Here is a 22,429-nt window from a genome sequence, read left to right as displayed (position 1 = left end):
GAAATGGCACGTGCGCAAGAAAGCATGCCAATGCGAAGCAACCCCATCATGATACCGCACATCGGTGCGACGCGGAATCGTCAATTCGACGATTCGCACGATTTATCGCGGCAACGGCCGCGCGGACGGTTCATGCGAACCATCCGTTCCGCATCACCTCCTCTCATCGCTGCACCGTCGAAGGACGGCGCAGCAGCGCGCGCAGCATGCCGGCGGGCGTCCAGGCGATGACGGCCGACTGGTAGAGGCTGCAGCGGTACGAGCATGCGAAGGCCACGAGCGCCACGAGGGCGCAGGCCGGAAGCGCGGAGACCCCGAACAGCTCGGCGCCCAGCACGAGCGAGCACAGCGGGCAGTTCGAGCAGGCCGCGAACAGGGCCACCATGCCGAGCGCCGCCGTGCTCGCGCCGTCGAGGCCCGCCGAGACGGCGAACGTCGAGCCCAGGCACGCGCCGATGCACAGCACGGGCATGATCTCGCCGCCCTTGAAGCCCGCCGCCAGCACGAGCAGGGTGAGCGCGGCCTTCGCGAGGAACGCCGCAGGCGGCAGGGCCTCCCCCGCCAGCGCCGCGTCGATCTGCAGCGCGCCCGTGCCGCCGTAGGGAGAAAGATCGGTGAAGCCCAGCAGCATGGACACCGCCGAGCCGCCCACCACGATCGCGAGCAGCACCGACTCGAGCCGGGACACGGCGCGGCGCACGACGCGCAGCGCCACGATGAACGCGCCGGCCACGACGGCCGCCGCCACGCCGAGCGCCGCCACGGCAAGCGGCGACACGCCGGCCACGTCGAGCGCGGCCGCCGCCGGCGACACGAGATGCGCGCCCGCCAGCCGCGCCACGGCGAACGCCGTGAGCGACGAGAGCGCCGGGGCCGCGAGGCGCGCGGGATGCGAGATGCGGCGGTGCATGACCTCAACGACGAACACGGCCGCCGCAAGCGGGGCCAGCAGCACGGCGCTGAGCGCCGCCGCCATGCCGCACATGACGAACGTCTCCTGGAACTCCTCGTCGCGCAGGCCCACGAGCGGCCCGAGCCACGACGACACGCTGCCGCCCAGCTGCAGCGCCGCGGCCTCCTTGCCCACCGAGCCGCCGCACAAAAGCGTGCAGCACGTGCCCAGGAAGATGGCCGGCGCCAGCGCGCGCGGCACGGGGCGCGAGGAGCGCGCCGCCTCGATGACGTCGGAGGTGCCCAGCGAGAAGTCGAGCCGCAGCGCGCGGTACAGCCCGTAGGTGGCAAGCCCCGCCACGGGCAGCAGCCACACGAGCTGCCCGTGCGCGGAGAACGCGGCCACCGCGCCGTCCACGGCCCAGCCGAGCGCGACGGTGCACGCCCCCGCAACCGCGCCGATAGCCGCGGCGGCACAGGCCCAGCGCAGGACGCTCGACGTTTTCGAACCCGCAGCCACGCTCCCGACACCCCCTTCGCCCGCACATGCGGCCATCGCGCTACCGCGGCTCCAGAACCTCCACGGCACCGTCTTCCAAACGGTACACGCCGCCCACCACCTCGAGGCCTGCGGCCTCGGCAAGGGCGGCGATCTCCCCGTCGCCGCGCAGACGATCGACCGACGCGCGCACGTTGAGCACGCACGCGGCAAGGTCGTCACGTTCGTCGCCGATGGCGTCGGCGATGCGCGACGCGAGCGCGCCCACGCTGCCCACGGCATCGCCTGCGATAGCCGCGCCCACGGCGCCGCAGTGCGTGTGCCCCAGCACCATCACGAGGCGCGCGCCCAGATGGGACGCCGCGTAGACGACGCTCGCCAGCTGCTCGTCGCCCACCACGTTGCCGGCGACGCGCACGCAGAACAGCTCGCCGATGCCCGCCATGAAGACATGCTCGGGAACCACGCGGGAATCCGAGCAGGCCAGCACGATGGCGTACGGGCGCTGCCCCTGCGCGCACGTCTCCGCGCGCAGGGGCAGCGAGATGTCCGCGTCGTTGCGCACGGCGTCGCGATAGCGGCGGTTGCCCTCCATCAGGCGCTCGAGCGCCTCGCGGGCATCGTTCCCTCGTACGTCACGATCCACGATCTCCTCCTTATCCCAGCGCGCTCACAGCGCGATGAGCTCGGGGTGCGCGTACACGGTGAAGCGGCCGTCGCGGGCGAAGGCGCACAGGGCGACGCCCTCCCGCTCGGCGAAGTCGAGCACGGCCGACGTCGGCGCCGACACCGTCGCCACGATGCGCACGCCCGCCCGCGCCAGCTTCGCCACGAGCTCGAGGGCGCAGCGGCTCGACAGGTAGGCGAACCCGTCCGCCGGGTCCACGTCGGCGCGCAGCATGGCGCCCACGAGCTTGTCCACCGCGTTGTGCCGCCCCACGTCCTCGCGCATGAGCACGGGGGCGCCCGTCCGGTCGGCGAACACGGCGGCATGGGTGGCGCCGGTGGCCCGATGCATGCCCTGCGCGGGCAGCAGCGCGCGGCTCATGCGCCACACGGCCTCGGGCGCGAGCGGCGCGCGTGCGGGCCGCGGACGCGCACCGCACGCCTCCGCGACCCCGCCGGCCAAGCCGCAGCCCGGCAGCACGGCCCCCGCCGCGCGGGGCAGCTCGGCGCGCGGCACCCGCAGCCGCACGTCGAGCGCCGCCGCATCGTCGGTCACCCGCACGTCCACGCCCGCGACCTCGTCGGCCCGCGCGATGAGCCCGCCCGCGAACGCCGCGCCGAAAGCGTAGTCCTCCCAGTCGCCCGGCGACAGCGCCGCCGACGTCCAGGCGACGCCGTCCACGGCCACGTCGGCCCGCATCTCCACGGCCACCACCTCGGTGCGCCGCGCGCAGCCGGCCTCGGTGACGAGCAGCGCCTCCACCTCGCGCATCGAGGCCGCGCCCACCTCTTCAACCTCGTCGCACAACGCCGTCAAACACGCTTCCACGGCACGCTACTTCGACTCGGGCTTCTTGTGGTAGATGAACCAGTACGCAAGTCCCACCAGGCCGCCGCCCACGATGTTGCCCAACGTGACCACCACGAGGTTGAACGCCACGCCGCCCAGGCTCACCGCACCGGCCGTGCCCACGCCCAGCGTGTTCATCAGCAGGCCCATGGGCAAGAAGAACATGTTCGCAACGCTGTGCTCGAAGCCGATGGCGACGAAGGCCGAGATGGGAAGCAGGATGCCGATGATCTTGTCCGTCACCGTACGGGCGGAGAAGCCGATCCACACGGCCAGGCACACGAAGATGTTGCAGAGGATGGCCTTGAAGAACATGGGCACGATGTCGAGCGCCACCTTGCCCGCCGCCACGCTGACGAACGCCTGTCCCACGGCGCCGCCGTTCATGCCCTGGGTGTTCGCGAAGAACACGAGCGCCACGGCGATGAGCGAACCCACGAGGTTGCCCACCCACACGACGCCCCAGTTCTTGAACAGCTTCGCCCAGCAGATCTTGCCCGACGCCTTCGCGCACAGCATGAGGGCGTTGCCCGTGAACAGCTCCGCGCCGCAGCACAGCACGAGCGCGAGGCCCAGGCAGAAGCAGATGCCGCCCACGAGGCGCTGCACGCCGAACGGCATGGTGGTATCGCCCAGGAACAGGCAGAAGAACGTCGCGCCGAACGCGATGAACGCGCCGGCCAGGATGGCCGAAACGAAGCACTTGCCGCTCGACATGCCCGCCTTCGTGCAGCCGACGCCCTCGGCCTTCGCCTCGGTCTCGGCCGGCGACAGCGCATCGGGCTTGAGCGCGCACAGCTCTTCTTGTGTCATTGCCATAATGAATCCCTTCCTCACCGTATGTTGTTGTCCGATCTCGACCGGGAAGCACGCACCCGGCCGTCAGTCCCCCATGGCCGCATAGCGCGTGAAATCGCCCCCGTTCCGCAAGCAGCCCATCACGTCGTCGAGGGCGGCGCGCACCTCGGGCGACAGCGGATCGAAGAATTCGGTTGAGCGCAATTGAATGCCAAGAAACGTCACATTGTCGCAGATACGGTCGAGCTCGCCAAGCAGAAATGTGATGGGAAGCGAATGCGTCGTGATTAAAAACTGCGTCGCCACATCTTCTGCACGCAAACGCCGTATTTCGCCGGGCTTCAGCTCCATCTGCGCGGCGTCCACGAACAGGATGCGGTCGGGCGCGGCGCGGCGCACCACCGCGAGATCGTCCTCGGGCGTCTGCCCGCCGTCCACCACGCACCAGCCCTCGACGGGCTGCTCCTCCAGCAGCTTCGCCAGCATCGGGCCCGCCGCGTCGTCGCCGCGCAGCACGCTGCCGGCGGTCAGCACCACGCCGCTCATGCCACCCTCCTCACCATGAGGTACACCGAAGGCTCGTCGCGCACGTCCAGCAGCAGGTCCACCAGCTCCACGAACGGCTCCACCTCGTGCGGTTGCAACGCCATGGCCGTCTTGCCCGGGGCGTCGAACACGTCGAGGTTCGACAGCGCCGCACGGGCCGCCGGAAGCAGCAGCCCCACGTGCGACTTGTCGATCTGTATCTCGCCGAAGCGCAGCACGCCGGCCAGCTTGAAGCGGGCCTCCTCGTCGTCCATGAGCGCCACGATCTTCCCGTACACGTCCGCCGGCATGCTGAGCGCCCGCTCGAAGCAGTCGATGACGCCCGTGTGGTGCCCCACGGCCAGCGTGTAGTACAGCACGTCGGTGGACTCGTCGGGGATGGAGGCGGCGCTGTCCACGAACTTGCGCGTCAGCTTGCGCACCTCCACCGTGCCGCCGTCGACGCGCACCGAGCTCGGAGCGTCGGCGAACAGGTCGGAGAAGGCGCCCTCCGCGCTCATGGGCGCACCCCCAGCACCTTCGCGCACACGACGTCCTTGAGGTCGGCGTAGATCTCCGCCTTGCGCGGGTCGGCCTCCCCGGCCACGAGCGCGTCGAGCGATCCCAGCACGTCGCCGCCCTCGGGCGCGAGCGCGACCATGAAGCGGTCCACGAGGTCGCGCCCGTAGCGGTAGCCCGCCATGCGGCGCGCCTCGCGCTCGAGCTCGGCCCGCAGCTTGTAGGGGATGTCGGCGTGCAGGAGCGGCGCCTGCTCGCCCTCCCCCTCCACGAGCGCCGTGGCGTGGAGCTTCTGCCCCAGCAAGCCGAGCGCCACGGCGAAGCCGTAGATGGTCTGCGCCGGCGACGGCGGGCAGCCCGGGATGTACACGTCCACGGGGAACAGCTTGTCGGTGCCGCCCCACACGCAGTAGTTGTCGTGGAAGATGCCGCCCGTGCAGCCGCACGCGCCGTAGCTCACGACGAGCTTCGGGTCGGGCGCGGCCTCGTAGGCGCGCAGGGCCGGCATGCGCATGGCGCGCGTCACGGCGCCCGTGTACACGAGGATGTCGGCGTGCCGGGGGCTCGCCATGTTCTTGATGCCGAAGCGCTCGGCGTCGAACACCGGCGTGATGGAGGCGAATATCTCGATCTCGCAGGCGTTGCAGCCGCCGCAGTCCACGCGGTAGATGTACACCGAGCGCTTGATATCGCCCAGCAGCGCCGCCTTCGCGGCGGCAATCTTGTCGTCGAGCTCCTTCTTGTCCAATCGGTGCTGCAGGCTCTCCGGCACCAGATGCGTGTTCGTCATTTTCGTCCTCCCTGCGCGTCCACCGCGCGCTTCGCCGCGATGCCGTCCGCGCGGCGCTTGCACGCGGGGCACACGCCCGCCAGGCGCACCGCGTCGTCGCCCTCGGGCGACGCCTCCAAGCTGCCCAGCAGCCGCACGGCGTAGTCCACTTCCTTGCGCGGCGCGAAGTACCGTCCGCACTCCGAGCACGCCTGCAGCTGGTAGGTGCACGTCTCCACGAGGTCGGCCTTCGTCATGACCGCCAGCTCGAACTCCGAGCCCAGGCGGATGGCCTCGAGCGGGCACACCTCCTCGCACCGGCCGCAGAAGATGCAGCGGCCGTAATCGATGGACCAGGTGATGGTGCCCTCCCGCGTGTCCGACTCCATCTGGATGGCGTTCGGCGGGCACGCCACGGCGCAGGCCGCGCACGCGATGCAGCGCTCCAGGTCGTGCTCGGGCTTGCCGCGCATGTCGGGCGTGGTCTCGAGCGGCGCGAAGGGGTACTTGACGGTCGCGTCGCCGGTTTTGATGATGTTCTTCAGGGTCTTCAGCATCACGTCCCCCTTAATCCTTCAGCGGAGAATGCGTGCGGCGACGGCAGTACGATTCCAGCTGGTTCTTCGTGAGCACCGTGCTCGTCTTCTTGCGCACGTCCACCACGGTCACGCGGTCGGTGCACGAGTAGCACGGGTCGATGCTGCCCACGATGAGCGCGGCGTCGGAGATGGTGTTGCCGCGGAACATGTAGCGCAGCACGGGCCAGTTGCTGTACGTGGCGGCCTTCGCGCGCCAACGGTAGCATTTCTGGTTGTCGCCCGTCATGGCCCAGTGCACGTCCTCGCCGCGCGGCGCCTCCGTCACGCCGATGCCGAACTTGTGCGGCGTGTACGTCCAATCCTCGGTGAGGATGGGGCCGGCCGGCGCGTTCGTCATGAGCGCCTCGATCATGTCGAGCGAGTCGAGGAACTCCTCGATGCGCACGAGCGTGCGGCTCTTCACGTCGCAGCCGTCGTGGCTGCGCGCCTTGAACGTGCCCTGCAAGCTCTTGTAGCCGTCGAAGGGGTGGTCGAAGCGGGCGTCGCGCGCGAAGCCGCTGCCGCGCACGCACGGCCCCACGGGGCTGAACGCGCGGGCCACCCGCTTGTCGAGGATGCCCACGCCCTCGGTGCGCGCCAGGAAGTTCGGCGTGCTCAAAAGCTCCTCCACGAGGCCCTGCACCTCGGCGCGCAGCTCGCCCACGAGGCGCACGGTTTCCAGATGCTGCTCGGCCAGGATGTCGCGGCGCACGCCGCCGATGAGGTTGAGGCCGTAGGTCTTGCGGTGGCCGGTGAGCAGCTCGGCGAGGTCCATGGACTTCTCGCGCACGCGGAAGAAGTGCTGGAAACCCGTGTCGAAGCCGCAGAAGTGGCACACGAGGCCGAGGTTGAGCAGGTGCGAGTGCAAACGCTCCACCTCGAGCACGATGGCGCGGATGAACTGCGCGCGCTCGGGCACGACGATGCCCTGCGCGCTCTCCACGGCCTCTGCGTAGGCCACCGAGTGCGCGCACCCGCAGATGCCGCAGATGCGGTCGGCCAGAAACGTCACGGCGTCGTAGTCGAGGCGCGCCTCGGCCACCTTCTCCATGCCGCGATGCACGTAGAACAGGCGGTAGTCGGCGTCCACGATCTCCTCGCCCTCCACGAACAGGCGGAAGTGGCCCGGCTCGTCGGAGGTGATGTGCAAGGGGCCCATGGGCATCTCGGTGGTCTCGCGCCCGTCCGTCTCGGACAGGAACGTGTAGTTCTCCATGTCGGACACCGGCGCGGGGCGCTTGCGGTAGTCCATGGAATCCTTGCGCAACGGGTACAGGTTGTCGGGCCAGTCGTCCGGCAGCACGAGCCGGCGTTCGTCGGGCAGCCCCACGGGGCGCAGGCCGAACATGTCGCGCACCTCGCGCTCGCTCCACACGCAGGCCGGCACGCGCGGCGTGACGCTGGGGAACTCGCACGTCTCGGGCGACACCTCGGCGCGCACGACGCAGAAGCAGGGGTCCTCCTCTTCCATGGACAGCACGTAGTACAGCGCGAACATGCCGTTGAGCGGCCGCTCGTCGTTGCCCACCATCATGGGCAGCCACCCGCCTCGGCCGAAGTACAAGAACTCGACGACGTCGGGCAGGGCGTCGGTGGCAACCGTGATGGTCACCTGCTCCTCGGCTTGCCACGCGGCATCCTTGAGCACGCCGGGAAAGCGCTCGCGCACCGCTTCCACATGGCTCTCGCCCGCCCGCATCGCTTGTTGTTTCCTCTTCATGACAATCTCCTATTCGGATGCGGCGTCACGCGCGCCCTCGGTCGCGGCGAACAGATCCTTGAACAGCGGCGCCTCGTGCAGCACGTCGGAATCCTGCTGCAGCACGATGGCCGTGGCCTCTTCGACGCCCGCCAGCACCGGCTGCGGCAGCGCCACGCCGAACCATACCACCACGGCCACGAGCACGAACTCGGGAACGAGCGCGAGCGCGCCCACGTCGCCCTTCTTCATGCCCTCGGGCGCGGTTCCCATCACCGAGCGCGTCACCACGCCCACGAGCGCGGCGATGACCACCGTCAGCGCCAGCGCGAACACCACCACGATCACGATGTTGCCCGACACGATGCCGGCCACGAACGCCATGACCTCGGAGATGAACATGGCGAACGGCGGGAAGCACGCGAGCGCGAACAGGCCGATGGCCAGAAGCACGCCCGTGACGGGGGCGACCTTGAGGATGCCGCTGATCTTGTTCAGATCGCGGGTGCCGTACTTCATGAGCACGTTGCCCGACAGGCAGAACAGAAACGCCTTCGTGAAGCCGTGCATGATGCAGTGCAGCAGCGCGGCCGCCACGCCGAGCGGGCCGCCGAAGCCCAGGCACAGCGCCACGACGCCCACGTTCTCGCACGAGCTGTAGGCCAGCTTGCGCTTGAGGTCGTCCTGCGAGAACACGGCGAACGCCGCCACGCCCACCGACAGGATGCCCAGCACGAGCATGAGCAGCTGCGGGAAGGCGGGGCCGATGGCCTGCACGGCCAGGATGTAGAACCGGATGATGATGAGCATGGCGCACTTCAGCAGCACGCCCGACAGCAGGCCGGACACGGGACTCGGCGCCTCGGAGTGCGCGTCGGGCAGCCACGTGTGCATGGGGAACAGGCCGGCCTTCGTGCCGAAGCCGATGGCGGCGAACACGAACGCGATCTGCATGAGCACGACGTCGAACTGCGACGCGTAGGGCAGAAGCGACGTCCAGAACACGGCCTGGTGCGCATCGGCCATCACGTCGGCGGCGTTCGCGTACACGAGCACGGTGCCGTACAGGCCGAACGCCACGCCCGCCGTGCACACGATGACGTACTTCCACGCGGCCTCGAGCGAGAGCTTCGTGGAGTACGCGCCCACGAGGAACACGGTGGACAGCGTGGTGGCCTCGATGCCCACCCACATCATGATGATGTTGTTGGACAGCGCCACCACGAGCATGGTGAACACGAACAAACTGAAGAACACGTAGTACTGCTTGACCTGCGAGGGGCTCATGTGGCCGATCTCCACGTCGTGGCGGATGTAGGCCAGCGAGTAGAACCCGGTGAGAAAGCCGATGCAGCCGATGAGCGCCACGAACACGCTGCCGAGCGCATCGAGGTGGAACCACAGGCCGATGGCGTTCACGGCCTCGCCCGACGTCACCACCTGCGCGGTGAGGAAGAGTGAGAGCACGAGCACGCCCGCAAGCGATGCGAGATGGATGGCCTCGTACAATCCGCGCGGCACGCTCTTCGACGGCAGCGCTGCCATGAGCAGCGACGCGACGAGCGGCAGCGCCATGAGCACGACGACCAGCATTGCGTAGTCCATGGTCTCCCCCTACCCTTTCAATTCCATGAGGTCGTCGGCGTCGAGCGTGTGCGCCGTGCGGTAGATGCGCACGGCCACCACGGCCATGATGATGACCGCGAAGAACGCGTCGGTGGCGATGCCCACTTCCACGAGCTCGGGAGCCTCGGGCGCCAGCAGCGCCAGCGTGACGTGCGAGCCGTTCTCCATGAGGCAGTAGCCGAAGATCTGCTTGACGATGTTGCGCTGCGTCACGATGCACGTGAGGCCGATGAAGAAGTGCGCGAGCGAGATGGCCAGCGCCGGCTTCACCTCGACAGCCGTCGGCAGCGCCACGCCCTGCACCACGACGAAGCACAGGAACACTTCCACGGCGATGATGGCGATGCTCTTCACCGGCGTGAGCTTCGGCGACAATCCCGCGCCCGCGTCGCCCATCTTCTTGCACGCGTACAGGATGATGCCGGGCACCACGAGCACCTTCGTGACGAAGGCCGTGCCGGCCCAGGTGTACAGCTCCGACGACCCCGTCACGGTGCCGAGCGCCACGAACAGCGTGACCAGCACGAGCGACTGCACCGCGTACACGTACGCTGCGCGCGTCGGCGTCTTCGACAGCACCACCAGCATCGAGGTGACGATGAGCAGGCCGCCCAGGATGTTAACTAAGGTATATCCAGTCATGTCGATCTCCTCACCCCAACCATGCGGCGGCGATGAAGCTCGAGCACACCGTCAGGACCATCAGTACGACGAACACGCCGATCATGGGCTTCGGGATGGGGGCCGCGTCGGCCACCGTCGGCGACGGCTCGCCGGGCAGCACGCTGCCCATCCACTTGAGGAACCAGGCGAAGCAGCCCACGGTTTCCAGCAGCGCCACCACCACGATGAGCATGAGCAGCCAGTTGCCCTCGGCCACCGCGAAGCTGCCGGAGAAGATGGCGAACTTGCTGAAGAAGCCGTTCATGGGCGGCACGCCCGCGATGGCGAGCGCGGCGAAGGCGAAGGCCACGCCCAGCAGCGGCTGCTTCTTGAGCACGCCCTTGATCTTGGGCAGCATGCGCGTGCCCAGCGTGTAGCTGAACGCGCCGGCCACGAGGAAGAACAGGGTCTTGGCGAACGCATGGTTGAAGATGTGCATGACGCCGCCCTCGAAGGCCAGGTCGCTGCCGAAGATGTAGAAGCCGAAGCCCAAGAAGATGTACGACAGCTGCGAGATGGTGGAGAAGGCCAGCAGGCGCTTCATATCCTTCTGCGGCAGGTACATGAAGAAGCTGAACAGCATGGTGAGGATGGCGCCGATCACCACGACCCAGCCCACCACCTCGGGCACCGGGCCCGCACCGATGAGCTCGCGGGCGAACACCGCCACGCCCACCTTCACCATGGAGGCGCCGTGCAGGTAGGCCGATACGGGCGTGGGAGCCTCCATGGCGGAGGGCAGCCACATGTACAGCGGCAGCTGGGCCGACTTGCCCCAGGCCGCGAACAGCACGCACAGCAGCACGAACGCCTTCCACCAGCCGTCGAGCTGCGCGATGGCCGCCACGGCGAACGTGCCGGTTTGCAGGTACAGCGCGCCGGCGGCGATGTAGAGGCCGAGCGAGGCGATGTGCGTGAGGATGAGCGCCTTCATGGCCGACTTGCGCGCCGAAGGCGTGTCGTAGTAGCCGATGAGCGCCCACGAGCAGGCGCCCGTGATCTCGAAGAACACGAGCTGGCCCACCACGGTGGAGCTGAACACGACGCCGGCCATGGCGCCGATGAACACGGTGAAGAACGCGTAGAACCTCCGGCGCGGGGCGTCGGCGTGCTCGCGGTTGCCCTTGTTCATGTAGCCGATCGAGTAGATGCCTATCAAGAGGCCGATACCCACGAAGCAGGGAGCCAGCAGCACGCTCACCTTGTCGAACACGAGGCCGATCACCTCGGCGTCGCCCAAAACGGCGAGCGTCACCGTGACGGATTCCTCGCCGCATCCCGCGAACATCCCCCATACGGCCAGCGTGAGCGCCGTCGAGACGGCGGCCGCGCCGACGCACCACCATTTGGCAGCGCGTTGCGGGCTCACCACGATGGCGAGCGCGGCCACGAACGGCACGACGATGGCGGCGATGGCGAGAAGGGACATATCCATTCCTATCATGATTCAGTTCCTCCTCTCCCCTATACGCCCAAGACGCAGAACACGAAGGCCAGCACCGACACGCCCACGACCGTCCACGTCTGCTTGCCCATGAGCTTGTAGCGCACGCGCGCCACGAGGTTCTCCACGAGCGAGCAGGCGAAGAAGATGACGGCCACCTTCACGAGGTAGACGAGCGCGCCCACGGCCAACGCCGGCAGCGTGAGCTCGACGGCGCTGCCGAAGGGCAGGAACACCGCGACGAACCAGCTGACCACGAGGATCTGCTTCATGGACATGGACATTTTGACGAGCGCGAGCGACGGGCCCGAGTACTCGGCCAGCGGGCCTTCCTGGATCTCCTGCTCGGCCTCGGCCATGTCGTAGGGCAGCTTGCCCAGCTCCACGTAGCAGGCGATGGCGAACGCCACGCCGGCCACCACGACGGCCACCGGCGCGCTCGCCGACAGCGAGCCGATCATGAAGCCCATCTGGCCCACGTTCGTCGTGCCCGTGGCAAGCGCTGCCACGAACAGCGCCAGCATGAGCGACGGCTCCACGAGCACGCCCACGAGCAGCTCGCGGATGCCGCCGACGCCCGAGTAGGCGTTCGAGCTGTCCACGGCCGCCAGCGCGAAGAAGAAGCGCGGCAGGGCCATGAGGTAGATGATGGTGATGATGTCGCCCAGCAGCGGCACGGGGCACAGCCGCGTGATCATGGGCATGCCGCAGGCCAGCACGAGCATGGTGCCGAAGAACAGCGGCGGCATGAGACGCGACACGAAGCTCGAGTTCGCCGTGTGCAGATCCTGGCGCTTGAGCAGCTTGAAGATATCGTAGTAGTCCTGCAGCACTGAGGGGCCGCGCCGCGTGTGCATCTTGGCGCGCATCCAGCGGGCCGTGCCCGACACGAGCGGCGCGAGCAGCACGAGCAGGAGGGACTGCACGATTGCGATGATGATTTCAGTCATGGCGCACCTCCTACTTCACCAGAACGGACAGGCAGAGGAAGAAGACGAGCGCCACCACGATGTAGACGATGTACACGCGGAAGTCGCCCCCTTCGAGCTTCTGCACCTGACGGGACAGCCAGGCGACGAGCGTGGCAACCGTGTCGACGAGGTACTTGTCGCCCACGGTCTCGGCCGCTTCGGCGCCCTTCACCGTTCCCTGGAACAACGCGACGAACTTCCCGCTCTGACGCGAGACGATCGTGCGGATGCGGTAGAGCGGCTCGAGGAACAGCTCAACCTGCGAGGCGAAGCTCGTGGCCACCACGGGCATGTGCGCGTCGGGCGCGTAGCCGCAGGCCCACGGGTCCTGGCGCACGCCCTGGCCGCCACGGCCCAGCACGGCGCGCAGCACGATGGGCACCGCGACGAACGCGACGAGCAGCACCGCCAGCAGCGGCGGGGACACGAGCGAGCCCAGCTCCGGGTTCACGAGCGATGCGCCGAGGGCCACCGTCGCGGTCGGGGCCGCGAGCGTCGCCGAGGCGATGTGCTCCATGGCCGGGGCCACCCACGGCGCGCCGACGCCCAGAAGCACGCAGAGCGCCGCCAGCAGCACCATGCCCGCCTTCATGGGAGCGCCCACCTCGCGCGCCTCGGCGGCCGCCTTCGAGCGCGGGGCCGACAGGAACGTCACGCCGTAGGCCTTCACGAAACAGGTGACGGCCAGCGCGCCCGTGAGCGCGAGGGCCACCGCGCCGAGCGCCGCGAATATCTTGACGATGGAATCGCCGGCGAAGGCCGCGTTGAACAGCGACTGGTAGGTGAACCACTCGGACACGAAGCCGTTGAGCGGCGGTATGGCCGAGATGGCCAGCGAGCCGATGAGGAAGCACATGGCCGTCACGGGCATGGCACGCACGAGGCCGCCCAGCTTCTCCATGTTGCGCGTGCCCGTGCTGTACAGCACCGAGCCGGCGCCGAGGAACAGCAGGCCCTTGAACACTGCGTGGTTGAGCAGGTGGTAGAAGCCCGCCATGAGGCCCACCACGGCCAGCACCGGCTGGTTGAGCGCCACGCCGATGAAGCCGGCGCCCACGCCCAGCAGGATGATGCCGATGTTCTCCACCGAGTGGTAGGCCAGAAGGCGCTTGATGTCGTGCTCCGCAAGCGCGTACACCACGCCGAGCACCGAGGACACCGCGCCGAACACGAGCACGACGATGCCCCACCACAGCTCGCAGCCGGAGGCCGACAACAGGTCGAGGCCCACCTTCACGATGCCGAACACGCCGATCTTGATCATGCCGCCCGACATGAGCGCCGACACGTTCGAGGGAGCCGCGGGGTGCGCCTGCGGCAGCCACGAATGGAACGGCACCATGCCCGCCTTGCACCCGAAGCCGATGAAGGCCAGCAGGAACACGAGCGACGCCACGCCCGGCGCGAACGCCGTCTCGCGGAACGCCGAGAACTCGAAGGAGCCCGTGATGCCCGCCATGGTGAAGAAGGCGATCATGATGAGCAAAAAGCCCACGTGAGCCATGATCAGGTACAAAAAGCCGCCGCGGATGGACTTCTCATCCTGCTCGATGATGACGAGGAAATACGAGGTCAAAGACATCAGCTCGAAGAACACGAGAAACCAGAACGCGTTGTCTGAGCAGATGACCAGGTTCATGGACGCGACGAAGAAGTTCATGAAGAACCCCATGACGCCGATGCCTTTGCCCCGGTATTCGTCCAAGTACGTCAGGCCGTAGATCCACGCCGCGAACGCAAGCAGCGAGATCACGCCCACGAGCAGGCCCGCAAGCGGGTTGAACAGCAGTGTGAACGACGCGAACGAGAACGGCGTTGCCACGCTGACCAGCTCGGCAGGACCGAACACGGCCGCAAGCGCCGAGCCGAAGCCGAACAGCGCCGCGAGGGCGCCGAACACGCAGCCCACCGTCTTGGACGCGTTCTCGGCCCGCTTGAGCACGATCGACACCACGCCTCCGACGCACGACAGCGCGAGAGAGATCAAGAACAAATTCACCGCACTCATCGCGTCCTCCTTATCGCTGCGATCTCGGGCTGCATGGCGTCGTTGGCGCCGGCGGCATGGAGCCGCTTGTCCTTGCCGGCGTCGTCCATGTCGCGCGGCTCGACGAGGGTGAGCGCCTTGGTGGGGCACGCGGGCACGCAGTGCGGGCCCGCCTCGTCGTAGCTGCACAGATCGCACTTGACGGCGCGCGTGTACACGCCGATCTCCCACTGCAGCAGCGGGTCCAAACTGGCGGCGAACGTAGGCGTGTTCACCTTGACGCCCGCCACGCCCGCGATGGACGTGCCGGACGGGTGGATGGCTCCGAACGGGCACACGATGGCGCACAGCTTGCAGCCGATGCAGTGCTGCTCGTTCACGTGCACCGCGCCGTCCGCCTTGTCGATGGCGTTCACGGGGCACACCTGCAAGCAAGGCGCTCCCTCGCAGTGATGGCAGGTGACCGCGGCCGACACGTCGCGCGTCATGACGAGGGACAACCGGGGTTCGGCCTGCAGGCCCACCCCCCGATGCCCCTCGCTACACGCCGCCCGGCACGTGCCGCAGCCGATGCACGCGTCGGGGTTGATGGCAATAAATCGATTCACATCCGCTCCTCATCTTGGGTCGGCCCGGGAACGGCAGCGTTCCCGGGCCGCATGGCCTCGGACCGTTAAGCCAGCACAGGCTCGCCCGCCGCCTCCTGCACGCGCTGACGCGCGGCTTCGGCCGGGTCGACGTCCTGGGCGGAAGCGAGATCGGACAGGTCCTGCTTCAACGTCTCGTAGAGCTCCTGAAGATGCTGCTCGGCCCACACCTGATCCTCGATGGCCACCACCTGGCAGGCGCTGAACTTGTCCTCGGGGGTGTGCGAGCGCGGGTCCACCGCATGGAGCGTGAGGTTGTTGCACTTGCCGATCCACCACTGGTACGTCATGTACACCGTGCCCTCGTTGATGCGCTCGTCCACCACCGCACGGCTCATGGCCTCGCCGCGGCGCGAGAACGCGCGCACGAGCTCGCCGTCGCCGATGCCGCGGTTGCGCGCGTCGACGGGATGGATGTGCAGCTCGCCGGGCTCTTCGGCCAAAAGCGACAGGGCGCGGCAGTTGCCGGTCATCGAACGGCAGGAGTAGTGCCCCACCTCGCGCACCGTGCACAGGACGAGCGGGTACTCCTCGTCGGGCAGCTCGGTGGGCGGCTCCCAATTGTGCGCCATGAGGTTCGCGCGGTTGTCGGGCGTCGTGAACTTGCCGCCCAGGTACATGTCGGGCGAGCCCGGATGCTCGACGGTCGGGATGGGCCACTGCGCGTGCCCCGTGCCCTCCATCTTCTCGTACGTGGCGCCGTAGAACGACGGGCACAGATCGCGCATCTCGTCCCAGATCTCCTGGGTGTCCTCGTAGTGCATGGGATAGCCCATGCGGGTGGACAGCTCGGAGAAGATCTGCCAGTCGTGCTTGCACTCGCCCTTCGGCGGCACGGCGGCCGTGAAGCGCTGGAACGTGCGGTCGGACGCGGTGAACACGCCCTCGTGCTCGCCCCAGGATGTGCCGGGGAAGATGACGTCGGCCAGCATGGTGGTCTGCGTCATGAAGATGTCCTGGCAGATGAACAGGTCGAGATCGCCCAGCTGGCGCTTGAGCTCGATGGCGTCGGGCTCGGTTTGCAGCGGGTCCTCGCCGAAGTTGTAGAACGCGTGCACCTTGCCCTCGTCCACGTTGTGGCCCACGTCGGTGAGCTTGTAGCCGTCGTGGTCGGACAGCCGCTCGATCGGCACGCCCCAGGCCTTCGCGAATTTTTCGCGCACGGCGGGGTCGGTGGCCTTCTGGTAGCCCGGATAGAGGTTCGGCAGCATGCCCATGTCGCAGCTGCCCTGCACGTTGTTCTGGCCGCGTACGGGCGCCAGGCCCGAGTTCGGCTTGCCGATCTGCCCCGTGATGCAGGCGAGCGCGGCCAGGGAGTGCACCGTCAGCACGTTCTGCTTCTGCTGCGCCACGCCCATGCCCCAGCCCACGATGGACGACGGCTCGGCGGTGGCGTACATGCGCGCCGCTTGGCGCATCAGCTCGGGGTCGACGCCCGTGATGTGCTCGACGGATTCGGGGGTGTAGTCCTTGATGGTCTCCCACCACTCGTCGAAGCCGTTCGTATGCTCTTCGATGAAGTTCTTATCGTGCAGATTCTCGGAGACGATCGCGTTCATGAAGGCATTGAGGAACGCGACGTTGCATCCGTTGTTGATCGGCAGGTAGATATCGGCGATACGCGCGGTTTCGATGACGCGCGGGTCGGCGACGATGATCTTGGCACCCTTCTCCTTGGCGCGCACGATGCGGCGCGACACGATGGGGTGCGATGCGCTCGGGTTGTACCCGAACAGGAAAATGCAGCCCGCTTCCTCCATACCGGGGATCGAGCAGCTCATGCAACCAGAACCGACTGTGTCCATCAGACCGATGACCGTGGGGCCGTGTCAAGTTCGGGCGCAGTTGTCGATGTTGTTCGTGCCGATGCAGGCGCGCGTGAACTTCTGCATGACGTAGTTCGCCTCGTTGCCCGGACCGCGCGACGAGCCCGTGAGCATGATGGAGTCGGGGCCGTACTTCTCCTTGATCTCCGTCAGCTTGCGCGCCGTGAAGTCGAGCGCCTCGTCCCACGTCACGCGCTCGAGCGGCGCGTCCTTCGTGCGGCGGATCATCGGGTGGTAGATGCGGGGCGTGAGGATCTTCGTGTCGTTGATGAAATCGTAGCCGTGCAGGCCCTTCAGGCACAGCTCCCCTTGGTTCGTGAGGCCGTCGAGCCCTTCGGCTCCGACCACCTTGCCGTCCTCCACGAGCAGATCGAGCTTGCAGCCCGCTCCGCAGTAGGGACACACGGCCATATGCTTCTCCATGCTTGTTCCAACCTCCTCTATGCCAACATCGGATTGAGCGGCAGGCTCGAAAGCGTTTCCGCCGCCTGCGCCGCTTCGATATGCTTCTGCTTGACGCCCGCTTCGAGCGCGGTCTCGTCAACGAGCACGAGCCCCTTCGTGGGGCACGCGGCCACGCAGGCGGGGCCGCCGCTGCGATCGACGCACAGGTCGCACTTGATGACCACCGGCTTGTCGCTCTCGCCGATGACCAGGTTGCCTATCGTGGACGTCACGTGCTTCGTGGCAAGCGTCACCGCCCCGTACGGGCAGGCCATGACGCAGCTGCTGCAACCGATGCACCGCTCGGCGCGCACGCCCACGCGATCGTGGTCGGCGTCGAGGAACAGCGCTCCGGTCGGGCAGGCCGCCGCGCACGGCGCATCCGCGCAGTGGTGGCACACGATGGGCGCCGAAACGCTCAGGGTGGTCACCAGGTTGAGGCGCGCCTGCGCCACGTCGTCGCACACGTCGTGCTTGGAAAGGCAGGCCGCCATGCAGGTCTTGCAACCGATGCAGACCCCCGGGTCTGCTATGACGAATTTGTTGCCCATGTTCTCTTCTCTCGTCTCGTCGCTCTTCGTCTGGACGGAACTTCGCGCAACGGGTCTTCGGCGCGATCCCCCTTCCCCCGGTTTCGACCGCTGCACATTTTCTTCAAATTCAGAACTCTTCGCGAGCATAAGCAGCGAATTCTGAGCTGTCAAGGATGAATTTGCCGGGTGCGAACCGCGCAAGAATATTCACTTTTCCCCTGTTCGTATGCATTATTTGCGCTTAACCGCCCCCGCCGTGCTCCCCCGCCTGAGCCCTGATCGATGCCGGGTGATTTTTGGTTGCCGGCCGGCGTGCTTCGATTGACTTGTGGAATTCATGTACTACAATTGAAATACAAGTTATGAAGTTTTACGAAGCGAGGGGTGCAGAATATGGCAAAAGAGAGCGTCGTGCAGGCCCGTATCGATCCCGAGCTGAAAAAACAGGCCGAAGAGCTGTACGACTCCATGGGCATGAGCCTGTCGCAAGCCATCAGAATATTCGCGAATCAGAGCGTATTGGAACAGCAGATGCCCTTCACGCCCATCAGCTATCGGAAAAAGGGGCAGGGAAAAGCGTTCGGCGTCCTCAATATCTTCGCAAGTCCCATCAAGCGCGAGCGCGAGCGCGAGGCCTGGATCGCCTCGCTGCGCATCGGCGCCGACACCGATATATAGGAGCGATGCCCCATGTTCACCATCATCGACGAGACCGTCATCCTGCGCTACGTGCTCGACGACAACAAGAAGCAGGCCGAGGAAGCCGCCTCCGTCATCGCGTCGGGGCGCGCCTACACCTACCCCGAGATCATCGCGCGCGTGGCCGTCACGCTGCGCGACGTGTACCACGTGCCCCGCACGATGATCGGCGAGACGCTCACCATGCTGCTCGACGACATCTGCGTGAACGAGGAGGACATCATCCGGCTGGCGTGCCGCTACTTCGGCTCGACGCCGCTCGACTTCACCGACTGCATGCTCATCGCCCGCAACGTCCTGCGCGGCTACCGCGTGCTCAGCTTCGACAAATCCGTCCTCAAACGCATGCTCCCGCTGTAAAGGTCTGCTTCATCGCCCCTGATAGAAGACGTGGGTTATACGGTGGGTTAAGCATTTAACCCGATTTCCGCCGCGCGGCCGATGCGCGGCTCCCCCCGCTTCGCCCATGATGCGTGCTGCATCGCCGACATGCCGGTGCATTCGTCATCTGGAAGGGGAACCCATGTTGAAGAAGAACGTCTCTCGTCGCGACCTGCTCAAGCTCGGCGGCATCACCGCCGTCGGGGCGCTCGGCGCCCAAGCGCTTGCGGGCTGCGCACCGTCGAAGGCCGCCGACGCCAAGAACGCCGCAGCCGCGAGCACCGAGGGCCTGCCCTCGTTCTTGGTGCAGCCCGACCCCATCACCGACTTCGCCGAAACCAAGGAGTACGACGTCGTGGTGGTGGGCGCGGGCGAGTCGGGCCTGTCGGCCGTGCACGCCGCGCTCGAAGCGGGCGCGAGCGTGGCCTGCGTGCAGAATCTCAGCACCGTGCAGACCGCCGGCAACATGGCCGCGGCCCTCGATCTCGACAAGACGAGCGAAGCCGGCCTCAAGGCTTGCATCTCGTTCATCAACTACAAGAGCGACTGGCGCTCGAACCGCGACGTCGTGGAAGTATGGGCGCGCAACTCCCAGGAAGCGCTCGCCTGGTGGGAGCAGGAGGCGGCGCAGGGCGGCGTGGAGTCGAAGCCCTACGACTACAGCATCTCCTACAACGACTACGAGTTCTTCCTGCACGCGAACACCTACTTCCATATCGACGGCGCGCACCAGGCGGCGGCCGTCGTCATCGGCGAGGCGCTTGCGGCCCGCGGCGCGGAGTTCTTCTTCAACACCCCCTGCGTGCAGCTCCACCGTGAGGACGGGCGCGTGACGGGCGTCGTCGGCGAGAACGCCGATACCCACGAGCACATCCTGGTCAAAGCGTCGAAGGGCGTCATCATGGCAACGGGCGACTACGTGGGCAACCGCGAGATGCTCGACTTCTACGCCCCCGACACGCGCGGTCTCCATCAGGCCATCCTGTTCAGGGACGGCAGCGGGCTGTGCGCCGCCATGGGCGCGGGCGCGCAGATGACCGCGCCGTGCCACACGAAGATGGTGCACGGCGAAGGCGCGCCGGTGCGCTTCGAGATGCCGTTTCTGTTCCTCGACCGCCATGGCGAGCGTTTCATGGACGAGGGCTGCTGCCGCATGGGCTACCTCAACGAGTTCAGCAAGAACTACCTCGCGGAAACCGGCTTCGAGGACAACACCGCTTCCAAGTTCTTCAGCATCGTGCCGATGAACTGGCAGGACTATTACGAGGAATGGGACGCGCTCGCGCCGTACGACATCTCCACGAACAACGCCTACCGCACCGTGGACCCCGAGAAATGGCTCAAGGCCGACACGCTCGAAGAGCTCGCCCAGGCCATGATCGACTACGCCGACGAGCAGCCGTGGTCCCACGAACTCACCGTGGAGGCCGTCGTCGCCTCCATCGAACGCTACAACGAGCTGGTTGCCGCGGGCTCCGACGACGACTTCGGCAAGCGCCGCGAGTACCTCGTGCCCATCGAGGCGCCCTGCTACGCCGTGCCGCGCGGCGCCAACAACATCGACGCGATGCTGGACGGCCTCGAAGTGGACGGCAACTACCAGTGCCTCGACGTCGACCGGAAGCCCATCGCGGGCCTGTTCGCCGTAGGCAACGCCTCCGGACGGTTCTTCGGAAGCGGCAACTACCCCATGGACATCGAGGGCCTCTCCGTCGGGCGGGCCATCACCACCGGGTTCGCAACCGGCCGCCACGTGGCCGGCCTCTAACCGCCATCCCGTACCGTTTCGGCGCCGACCCCTCCCTCCGGCGCCGCTCTCGGAAGCCATCGTCGCGGCTGCGCCTGCGCGACGATGGCTTATACTGTGCTGCAAAAAGGAGGGGCATACCGCATGAAACGCATCGATCATCTCGATCGGATGATTCCGTACCTGTTCGCGCTCGGCTGCGCCCGCGCCTGGCTCACGCTGCTGTTCGCCGAACCCGCCATCGCCACGGCCGCGCCGTTCGATCCCCATGTCGCGTTCGACTACTCCTATGCGCTCGCGGGCATCGGCATCGCGGTGGCGGCACGGCGTATCGCGCCGTTGCAGGAGGGCCGCTGGGCGAAGCCGCTGGCGTTCGTCCTGTGCGCGGGCGCGTCGGCCTGCATGATGGCGGCTGCACGGCTGCCCGAGCTCGCCGGCCCCCTTTCCCTTGCCGGGGCCGTCGCCGGAGGGGCCGGCTTCCTGCTCATCGTGTTGCTGAACGCCGAAGCCCTCGTCTCGCTGAGCCTCATGCGCATCCTGCTGTACCAGGCCGCCACCATGCTCGTCGCCGTGCCGCTGGCCTACCTCTCCCAGGGGCTCGACCAGCCGCGGCTCGAACTCGTGCTGTTCGTCCTGCCCGCCGTGGCCGTCGCCTGCGTGTCCTACGCCTACCGCACCTCGCCCGAAACGGGCCGCCCGCACCGCACGTGGCCGCGCTACACGTTTCCCTGGAAGCCCATCGCGCTGTACGCCCTGTACTCGTTCGCCTACGGCCTGCGCGAACAGCAGCTTATGGCCGTCGGCGGCGCCGGCATCCACTCGTCGCTGGCGACGGCGCTCGTCTCGGGCGGGCTCGTGGCGGTGCTGCTGTTCGCCCGCAAGCTGCCCATGAGCGTGCTGTACCGCTCGCCTCTGCTGCTCATGGTGTGCGGCTTCTTGCTCATTCCCATGGAAAGCCTGTTCGGAAGCGTCGTGTCCGGCTACCTCATCTCCATGGGCAACACGCTCATGGGGCTGCTCATCGGGCTGTTGCTGTACGACCTCTCGCAGCGCATGGGCATCGCCATCATCGCGCTCATGGGCGTGGAGAAGGTGGCGTACCTGTTCCGCATCTGGGGCAACGACGCGGCATCCCTGCTGGCCGCCTCGCCCGTGCCCGCGCAGACGCAGGACCTCGTGCTCATGGCGGCGGTGGTCATGCTCGTGCTCGTGGGCACCCTCATCCTGCTCTCCGAGAAGGATCTCGCCTCGAACTGGGGCATCCGCCTCCTCGAGACCGACGACCTCGCCGCGGAAAGCCGCCGCGCCGAGCTTCTGGCCGCGCGCTGCGACGAGATAGCCCGCACGAGCCGTCTCTCGCCGCGCGAGAGCGAGATCCTGCGCCTCTTGTCCCGCGGCACCACGAACCAGGCCATCATGCGCGAGCTCGTCATTGCGAACGGAACGCTCAAGGCCCACATCCAACATATATATGCGAAGCTGGGCGTGCACAGCAAACGCGAGCTGGCCCTGCTGTTCGAAGACGCGGGCCGCGCCGACGATGGGCAGCCGCGCCCGACGGAGCCGCCGGCCCGCTCATCCTGAGTCGTTCGCCCATGGAGGGGCGGAGCCTGGTATACTTTGGGGCGCGCCGCCGTTCGGCTCGCGCGCTCCCGCACCCGCACTTG

21 protein-coding genes are annotated in these 22,429 nt (G+C 67.3%); 4 read left to right on the top strand and 17 right to left on the bottom strand.

The window, feature by feature from the left end; genetic code table 11:
- Window positions 1–163 precede the first annotated feature (163 nt).
- The 17 genes from C1876_RS10965 to C1876_RS10885 form a co-directional block, all read right to left on the bottom strand.
- Window positions 164–1,411, bottom strand: coding sequence for a chloride channel protein (locus C1876_RS10965; RefSeq protein ID WP_158544676.1), 1,248 nt, complete (start codon window positions 1,409–1,411; stop codon window positions 164–166).
- Window positions 1,412–1,451: 40 nt separating this feature from the next.
- Window positions 1,452–2,036 (bottom strand): carbonic anhydrase, encoded by a 585-nt coding sequence (locus C1876_RS10960; RefSeq protein WP_211309543.1) that lies wholly within the window; start codon window positions 2,034–2,036, stop codon window positions 1,452–1,454.
- A 24-nt stretch (window positions 2,037–2,060) separates the two neighbouring features.
- Window positions 2,061–2,885 carry a formate dehydrogenase accessory sulfurtransferase FdhD gene (locus C1876_RS10955; RefSeq protein ID WP_148707944.1) on the bottom strand — a complete coding sequence of 275 codons (825 nt, stop codon included), beginning with the start codon at window positions 2,883–2,885 and terminating at the stop codon, window positions 2,061–2,063.
- Between the two features lie 6 nt (window positions 2,886–2,891).
- Window positions 2,892–3,725: a formate/nitrite transporter family protein gene (locus C1876_RS10950; RefSeq protein WP_319638258.1), complete on the bottom strand. Its 834-nt coding sequence runs from the start codon at window positions 3,723–3,725 to the stop codon at window positions 2,892–2,894.
- 63 nt (window positions 3,726–3,788) lie between these two features.
- Window positions 3,789–4,250 (bottom strand): hydrogenase maturation peptidase HycI, encoded by a 462-nt coding sequence (gene hycI / locus C1876_RS10945; RefSeq protein WP_114546770.1) that lies wholly within the window; start codon window positions 4,248–4,250, stop codon window positions 3,789–3,791.
- Complete coding sequence (locus tag C1876_RS10940) at window positions 4,247–4,750, bottom strand: formate hydrogenlyase maturation HycH family protein (protein WP_114546769.1); 504 nt, start codon at window positions 4,748–4,750, stop codon at window positions 4,247–4,249. The genes hycI and C1876_RS10940 overlap by 4 nt, the downstream gene beginning before the upstream one ends.
- Window positions 4,747–5,538: an NADH-quinone oxidoreductase subunit B family protein gene (locus C1876_RS10935; RefSeq protein WP_114546768.1), complete on the bottom strand. Its 792-nt coding sequence runs from the start codon at window positions 5,536–5,538 to the stop codon at window positions 4,747–4,749. Before C1876_RS10935 ends, C1876_RS10940 begins: the two co-directional genes overlap by 4 nt.
- Window positions 5,535–6,074, bottom strand: coding sequence for a formate hydrogenlyase complex iron-sulfur subunit (locus C1876_RS10930; RefSeq protein ID WP_114546767.1), 540 nt, complete (start codon window positions 6,072–6,074; stop codon window positions 5,535–5,537). Before C1876_RS10930 ends, C1876_RS10935 begins: the two co-directional genes overlap by 4 nt.
- Window positions 6,075–6,084: 10 nt before the next feature.
- Entirely contained in the window at window positions 6,085–7,815 is a 1,731-nt protein-coding gene (locus tag C1876_RS10925) for a hydrogenase large subunit (RefSeq protein ID WP_114546766.1), read from the bottom strand.
- Window positions 7,816–7,824: 9 nt separating this feature from the next.
- Window positions 7,825–9,399 (bottom strand): hydrogenase 4 subunit F, encoded by a 1,575-nt coding sequence (locus C1876_RS10920; protein ID WP_114546765.1) that lies wholly within the window; start codon window positions 9,397–9,399, stop codon window positions 7,825–7,827.
- Window positions 9,400–9,408: 9 nt separating this feature from the next.
- Complete coding sequence (gene hyfE / locus C1876_RS10915; RefSeq protein WP_114546764.1) at window positions 9,409–10,062, bottom strand: hydrogenase 4 membrane subunit; 654 nt, start codon at window positions 10,060–10,062, stop codon at window positions 9,409–9,411.
- Between the two features lie 10 nt (window positions 10,063–10,072).
- Entirely contained in the window at window positions 10,073–11,527 is a 1,455-nt protein-coding gene (locus tag C1876_RS10910; protein ID WP_114546763.1) for a hydrogenase 4 subunit D, read from the bottom strand.
- A 20-nt stretch (window positions 11,528–11,547) separates the two neighbouring features.
- Window positions 11,548–12,477, bottom strand: a complete 930-nt coding sequence (locus C1876_RS10905) for a respiratory chain complex I subunit 1 family protein (protein WP_114546762.1) — start codon at window positions 12,475–12,477, stop codon at window positions 11,548–11,550.
- 10 nt (window positions 12,478–12,487) lie between these two features.
- A complete protein-coding gene (gene hyfB, locus C1876_RS10900) occupies window positions 12,488–14,506 on the bottom strand; it encodes a hydrogenase 4 subunit B (RefSeq protein WP_114546761.1) in 2,019 nt (672 codons plus the stop codon).
- Entirely contained in the window at window positions 14,503–15,093 is a 591-nt protein-coding gene (locus tag C1876_RS10895; RefSeq protein WP_114546760.1) for a 4Fe-4S dicluster domain-containing protein, read from the bottom strand. Before C1876_RS10895 ends, hyfB begins: the two co-directional genes overlap by 4 nt.
- A 65-nt stretch (window positions 15,094–15,158) precedes the next feature.
- Window positions 15,159–17,381 carry a formate dehydrogenase subunit alpha gene (gene fdhF / locus C1876_RS10890; RefSeq protein WP_114546759.1) on the bottom strand — a complete coding sequence of 741 codons (2,223 nt, stop codon included), beginning with the start codon at window positions 17,379–17,381 and terminating at the stop codon, window positions 15,159–15,161.
- A 17-nt stretch (window positions 17,382–17,398) separates the two neighbouring features.
- On the bottom strand, window positions 17,399–17,953 hold the full coding sequence (locus C1876_RS10885; RefSeq protein ID WP_114546758.1) for a 4Fe-4S dicluster domain-containing protein: 555 nt from the start codon (window positions 17,951–17,953) through the stop codon (window positions 17,399–17,401).
- Between the two features lie 375 nt (window positions 17,954–18,328).
- Between C1876_RS10885 and C1876_RS10880 the strand changes: the two genes are divergently transcribed.
- The 4 genes from C1876_RS10880 to C1876_RS10865 all read left to right on the top strand — a co-directional run bounded on the left by C1876_RS10880 (window position 18,329) and on the right by C1876_RS10865 (window position 22,346).
- Complete coding sequence (locus C1876_RS10880; RefSeq protein WP_114546757.1) at window positions 18,329–18,613, top strand: type II toxin-antitoxin system RelB/DinJ family antitoxin; 285 nt, start codon at window positions 18,329–18,331, stop codon at window positions 18,611–18,613.
- 12 nt (window positions 18,614–18,625) lie between these two features.
- Window positions 18,626–18,994 (top strand): type II toxin-antitoxin system VapC family toxin, encoded by a 369-nt coding sequence (locus C1876_RS10875; RefSeq protein ID WP_114546756.1) that lies wholly within the window; start codon window positions 18,626–18,628, stop codon window positions 18,992–18,994.
- A 163-nt stretch (window positions 18,995–19,157) separates the two neighbouring features.
- Window positions 19,158–20,783 (top strand): FAD-binding protein, encoded by a 1,626-nt coding sequence (locus tag C1876_RS10870; RefSeq protein WP_158544675.1) that lies wholly within the window; start codon window positions 19,158–19,160, stop codon window positions 20,781–20,783.
- Window positions 20,784–20,906: 123 nt separating this feature from the next.
- Window positions 20,907–22,346, top strand: coding sequence for a helix-turn-helix transcriptional regulator (locus tag C1876_RS10865; protein ID WP_158544674.1), 1,440 nt, complete (start codon window positions 20,907–20,909; stop codon window positions 22,344–22,346).
- The last annotated feature ends 83 nt before the right edge of the window (window positions 22,347–22,429 follow it).

Origin of the sequence: Eggerthella sinensis (genome assembly GCF_003339815.1) — a bacterium.
GTDB classification, from domain to species: domain Bacteria; phylum Actinomycetota; class Coriobacteriia; order Coriobacteriales; family Eggerthellaceae; genus Eggerthella; species Eggerthella sinensis.
The sequence above is the reverse complement of the archived record's forward strand: the minus strand, read 5'-3'. Positions and strand labels throughout refer to the sequence as shown.

Coding starts and splice junctions, on each gene's coding strand:
- C1876_RS10950 (WP_319638258.1), bottom strand. CDS start 3,725: ATGGCAATGACACAAGAAGAGCTGTGCGCGCTCAAGCCCGATGCGCTG.
- hycI (WP_114546770.1), bottom strand. CDS start 4,250: ATGAGCGGCGTGGTGCTGACCGCCGGCAGCGTGCTGCGCGGCGACGAC.
- C1876_RS10940 (WP_114546769.1), bottom strand. CDS start 4,750: ATGAGCGCGGAGGGCGCCTTCTCCGACCTGTTCGCCGACGCTCCGAGC.
- C1876_RS10935 (WP_114546768.1), bottom strand. CDS start 5,538: ATGACGAACACGCATCTGGTGCCGGAGAGCCTGCAGCACCGATTGGAC.
- C1876_RS10930 (WP_114546767.1), bottom strand. CDS start 6,074: ATGCTGAAGACCCTGAAGAACATCATCAAAACCGGCGACGCGACCGTC.
- C1876_RS10925 (WP_114546766.1), bottom strand. CDS start 7,815: ATGAAGAGGAAACAACAAGCGATGCGGGCGGGCGAGAGCCATGTGGAA.
- C1876_RS10920 (WP_114546765.1), bottom strand. CDS start 9,399: ATGGACTACGCAATGCTGGTCGTCGTGCTCATGGCGCTGCCGCTCGTC.
- hyfE (WP_114546764.1), bottom strand. CDS start 10,062: ATGACTGGATATACCTTAGTTAACATCCTGGGCGGCCTGCTCATCGTC.
- C1876_RS10910 (WP_114546763.1), bottom strand. CDS start 11,527: ATGATAGGAATGGATATGTCCCTTCTCGCCATCGCCGCCATCGTCGTG.
- C1876_RS10905 (WP_114546762.1), bottom strand. CDS start 12,477: ATGACTGAAATCATCATCGCAATCGTGCAGTCCCTCCTGCTCGTGCTG.
- hyfB (WP_114546761.1), bottom strand. CDS start 14,506: ATGAGTGCGGTGAATTTGTTCTTGATCTCTCTCGCGCTGTCGTGCGTC.
- C1876_RS10885 (WP_114546758.1), bottom strand. CDS start 17,953: ATGGGCAACAAATTCGTCATAGCAGACCCGGGGGTCTGCATCGGTTGC.
- C1876_RS10880 (WP_114546757.1), top strand. CDS start 18,329: ATGGCAAAAGAGAGCGTCGTGCAGGCCCGTATCGATCCCGAGCTGAAA.
- C1876_RS10875 (WP_114546756.1), top strand. CDS start 18,626: ATGTTCACCATCATCGACGAGACCGTCATCCTGCGCTACGTGCTCGAC.
- C1876_RS10870 (WP_158544675.1), top strand. CDS start 19,158: ATGTTGAAGAAGAACGTCTCTCGTCGCGACCTGCTCAAGCTCGGCGGC.
- C1876_RS10865 (WP_158544674.1), top strand. CDS start 20,907: ATGAAACGCATCGATCATCTCGATCGGATGATTCCGTACCTGTTCGCG.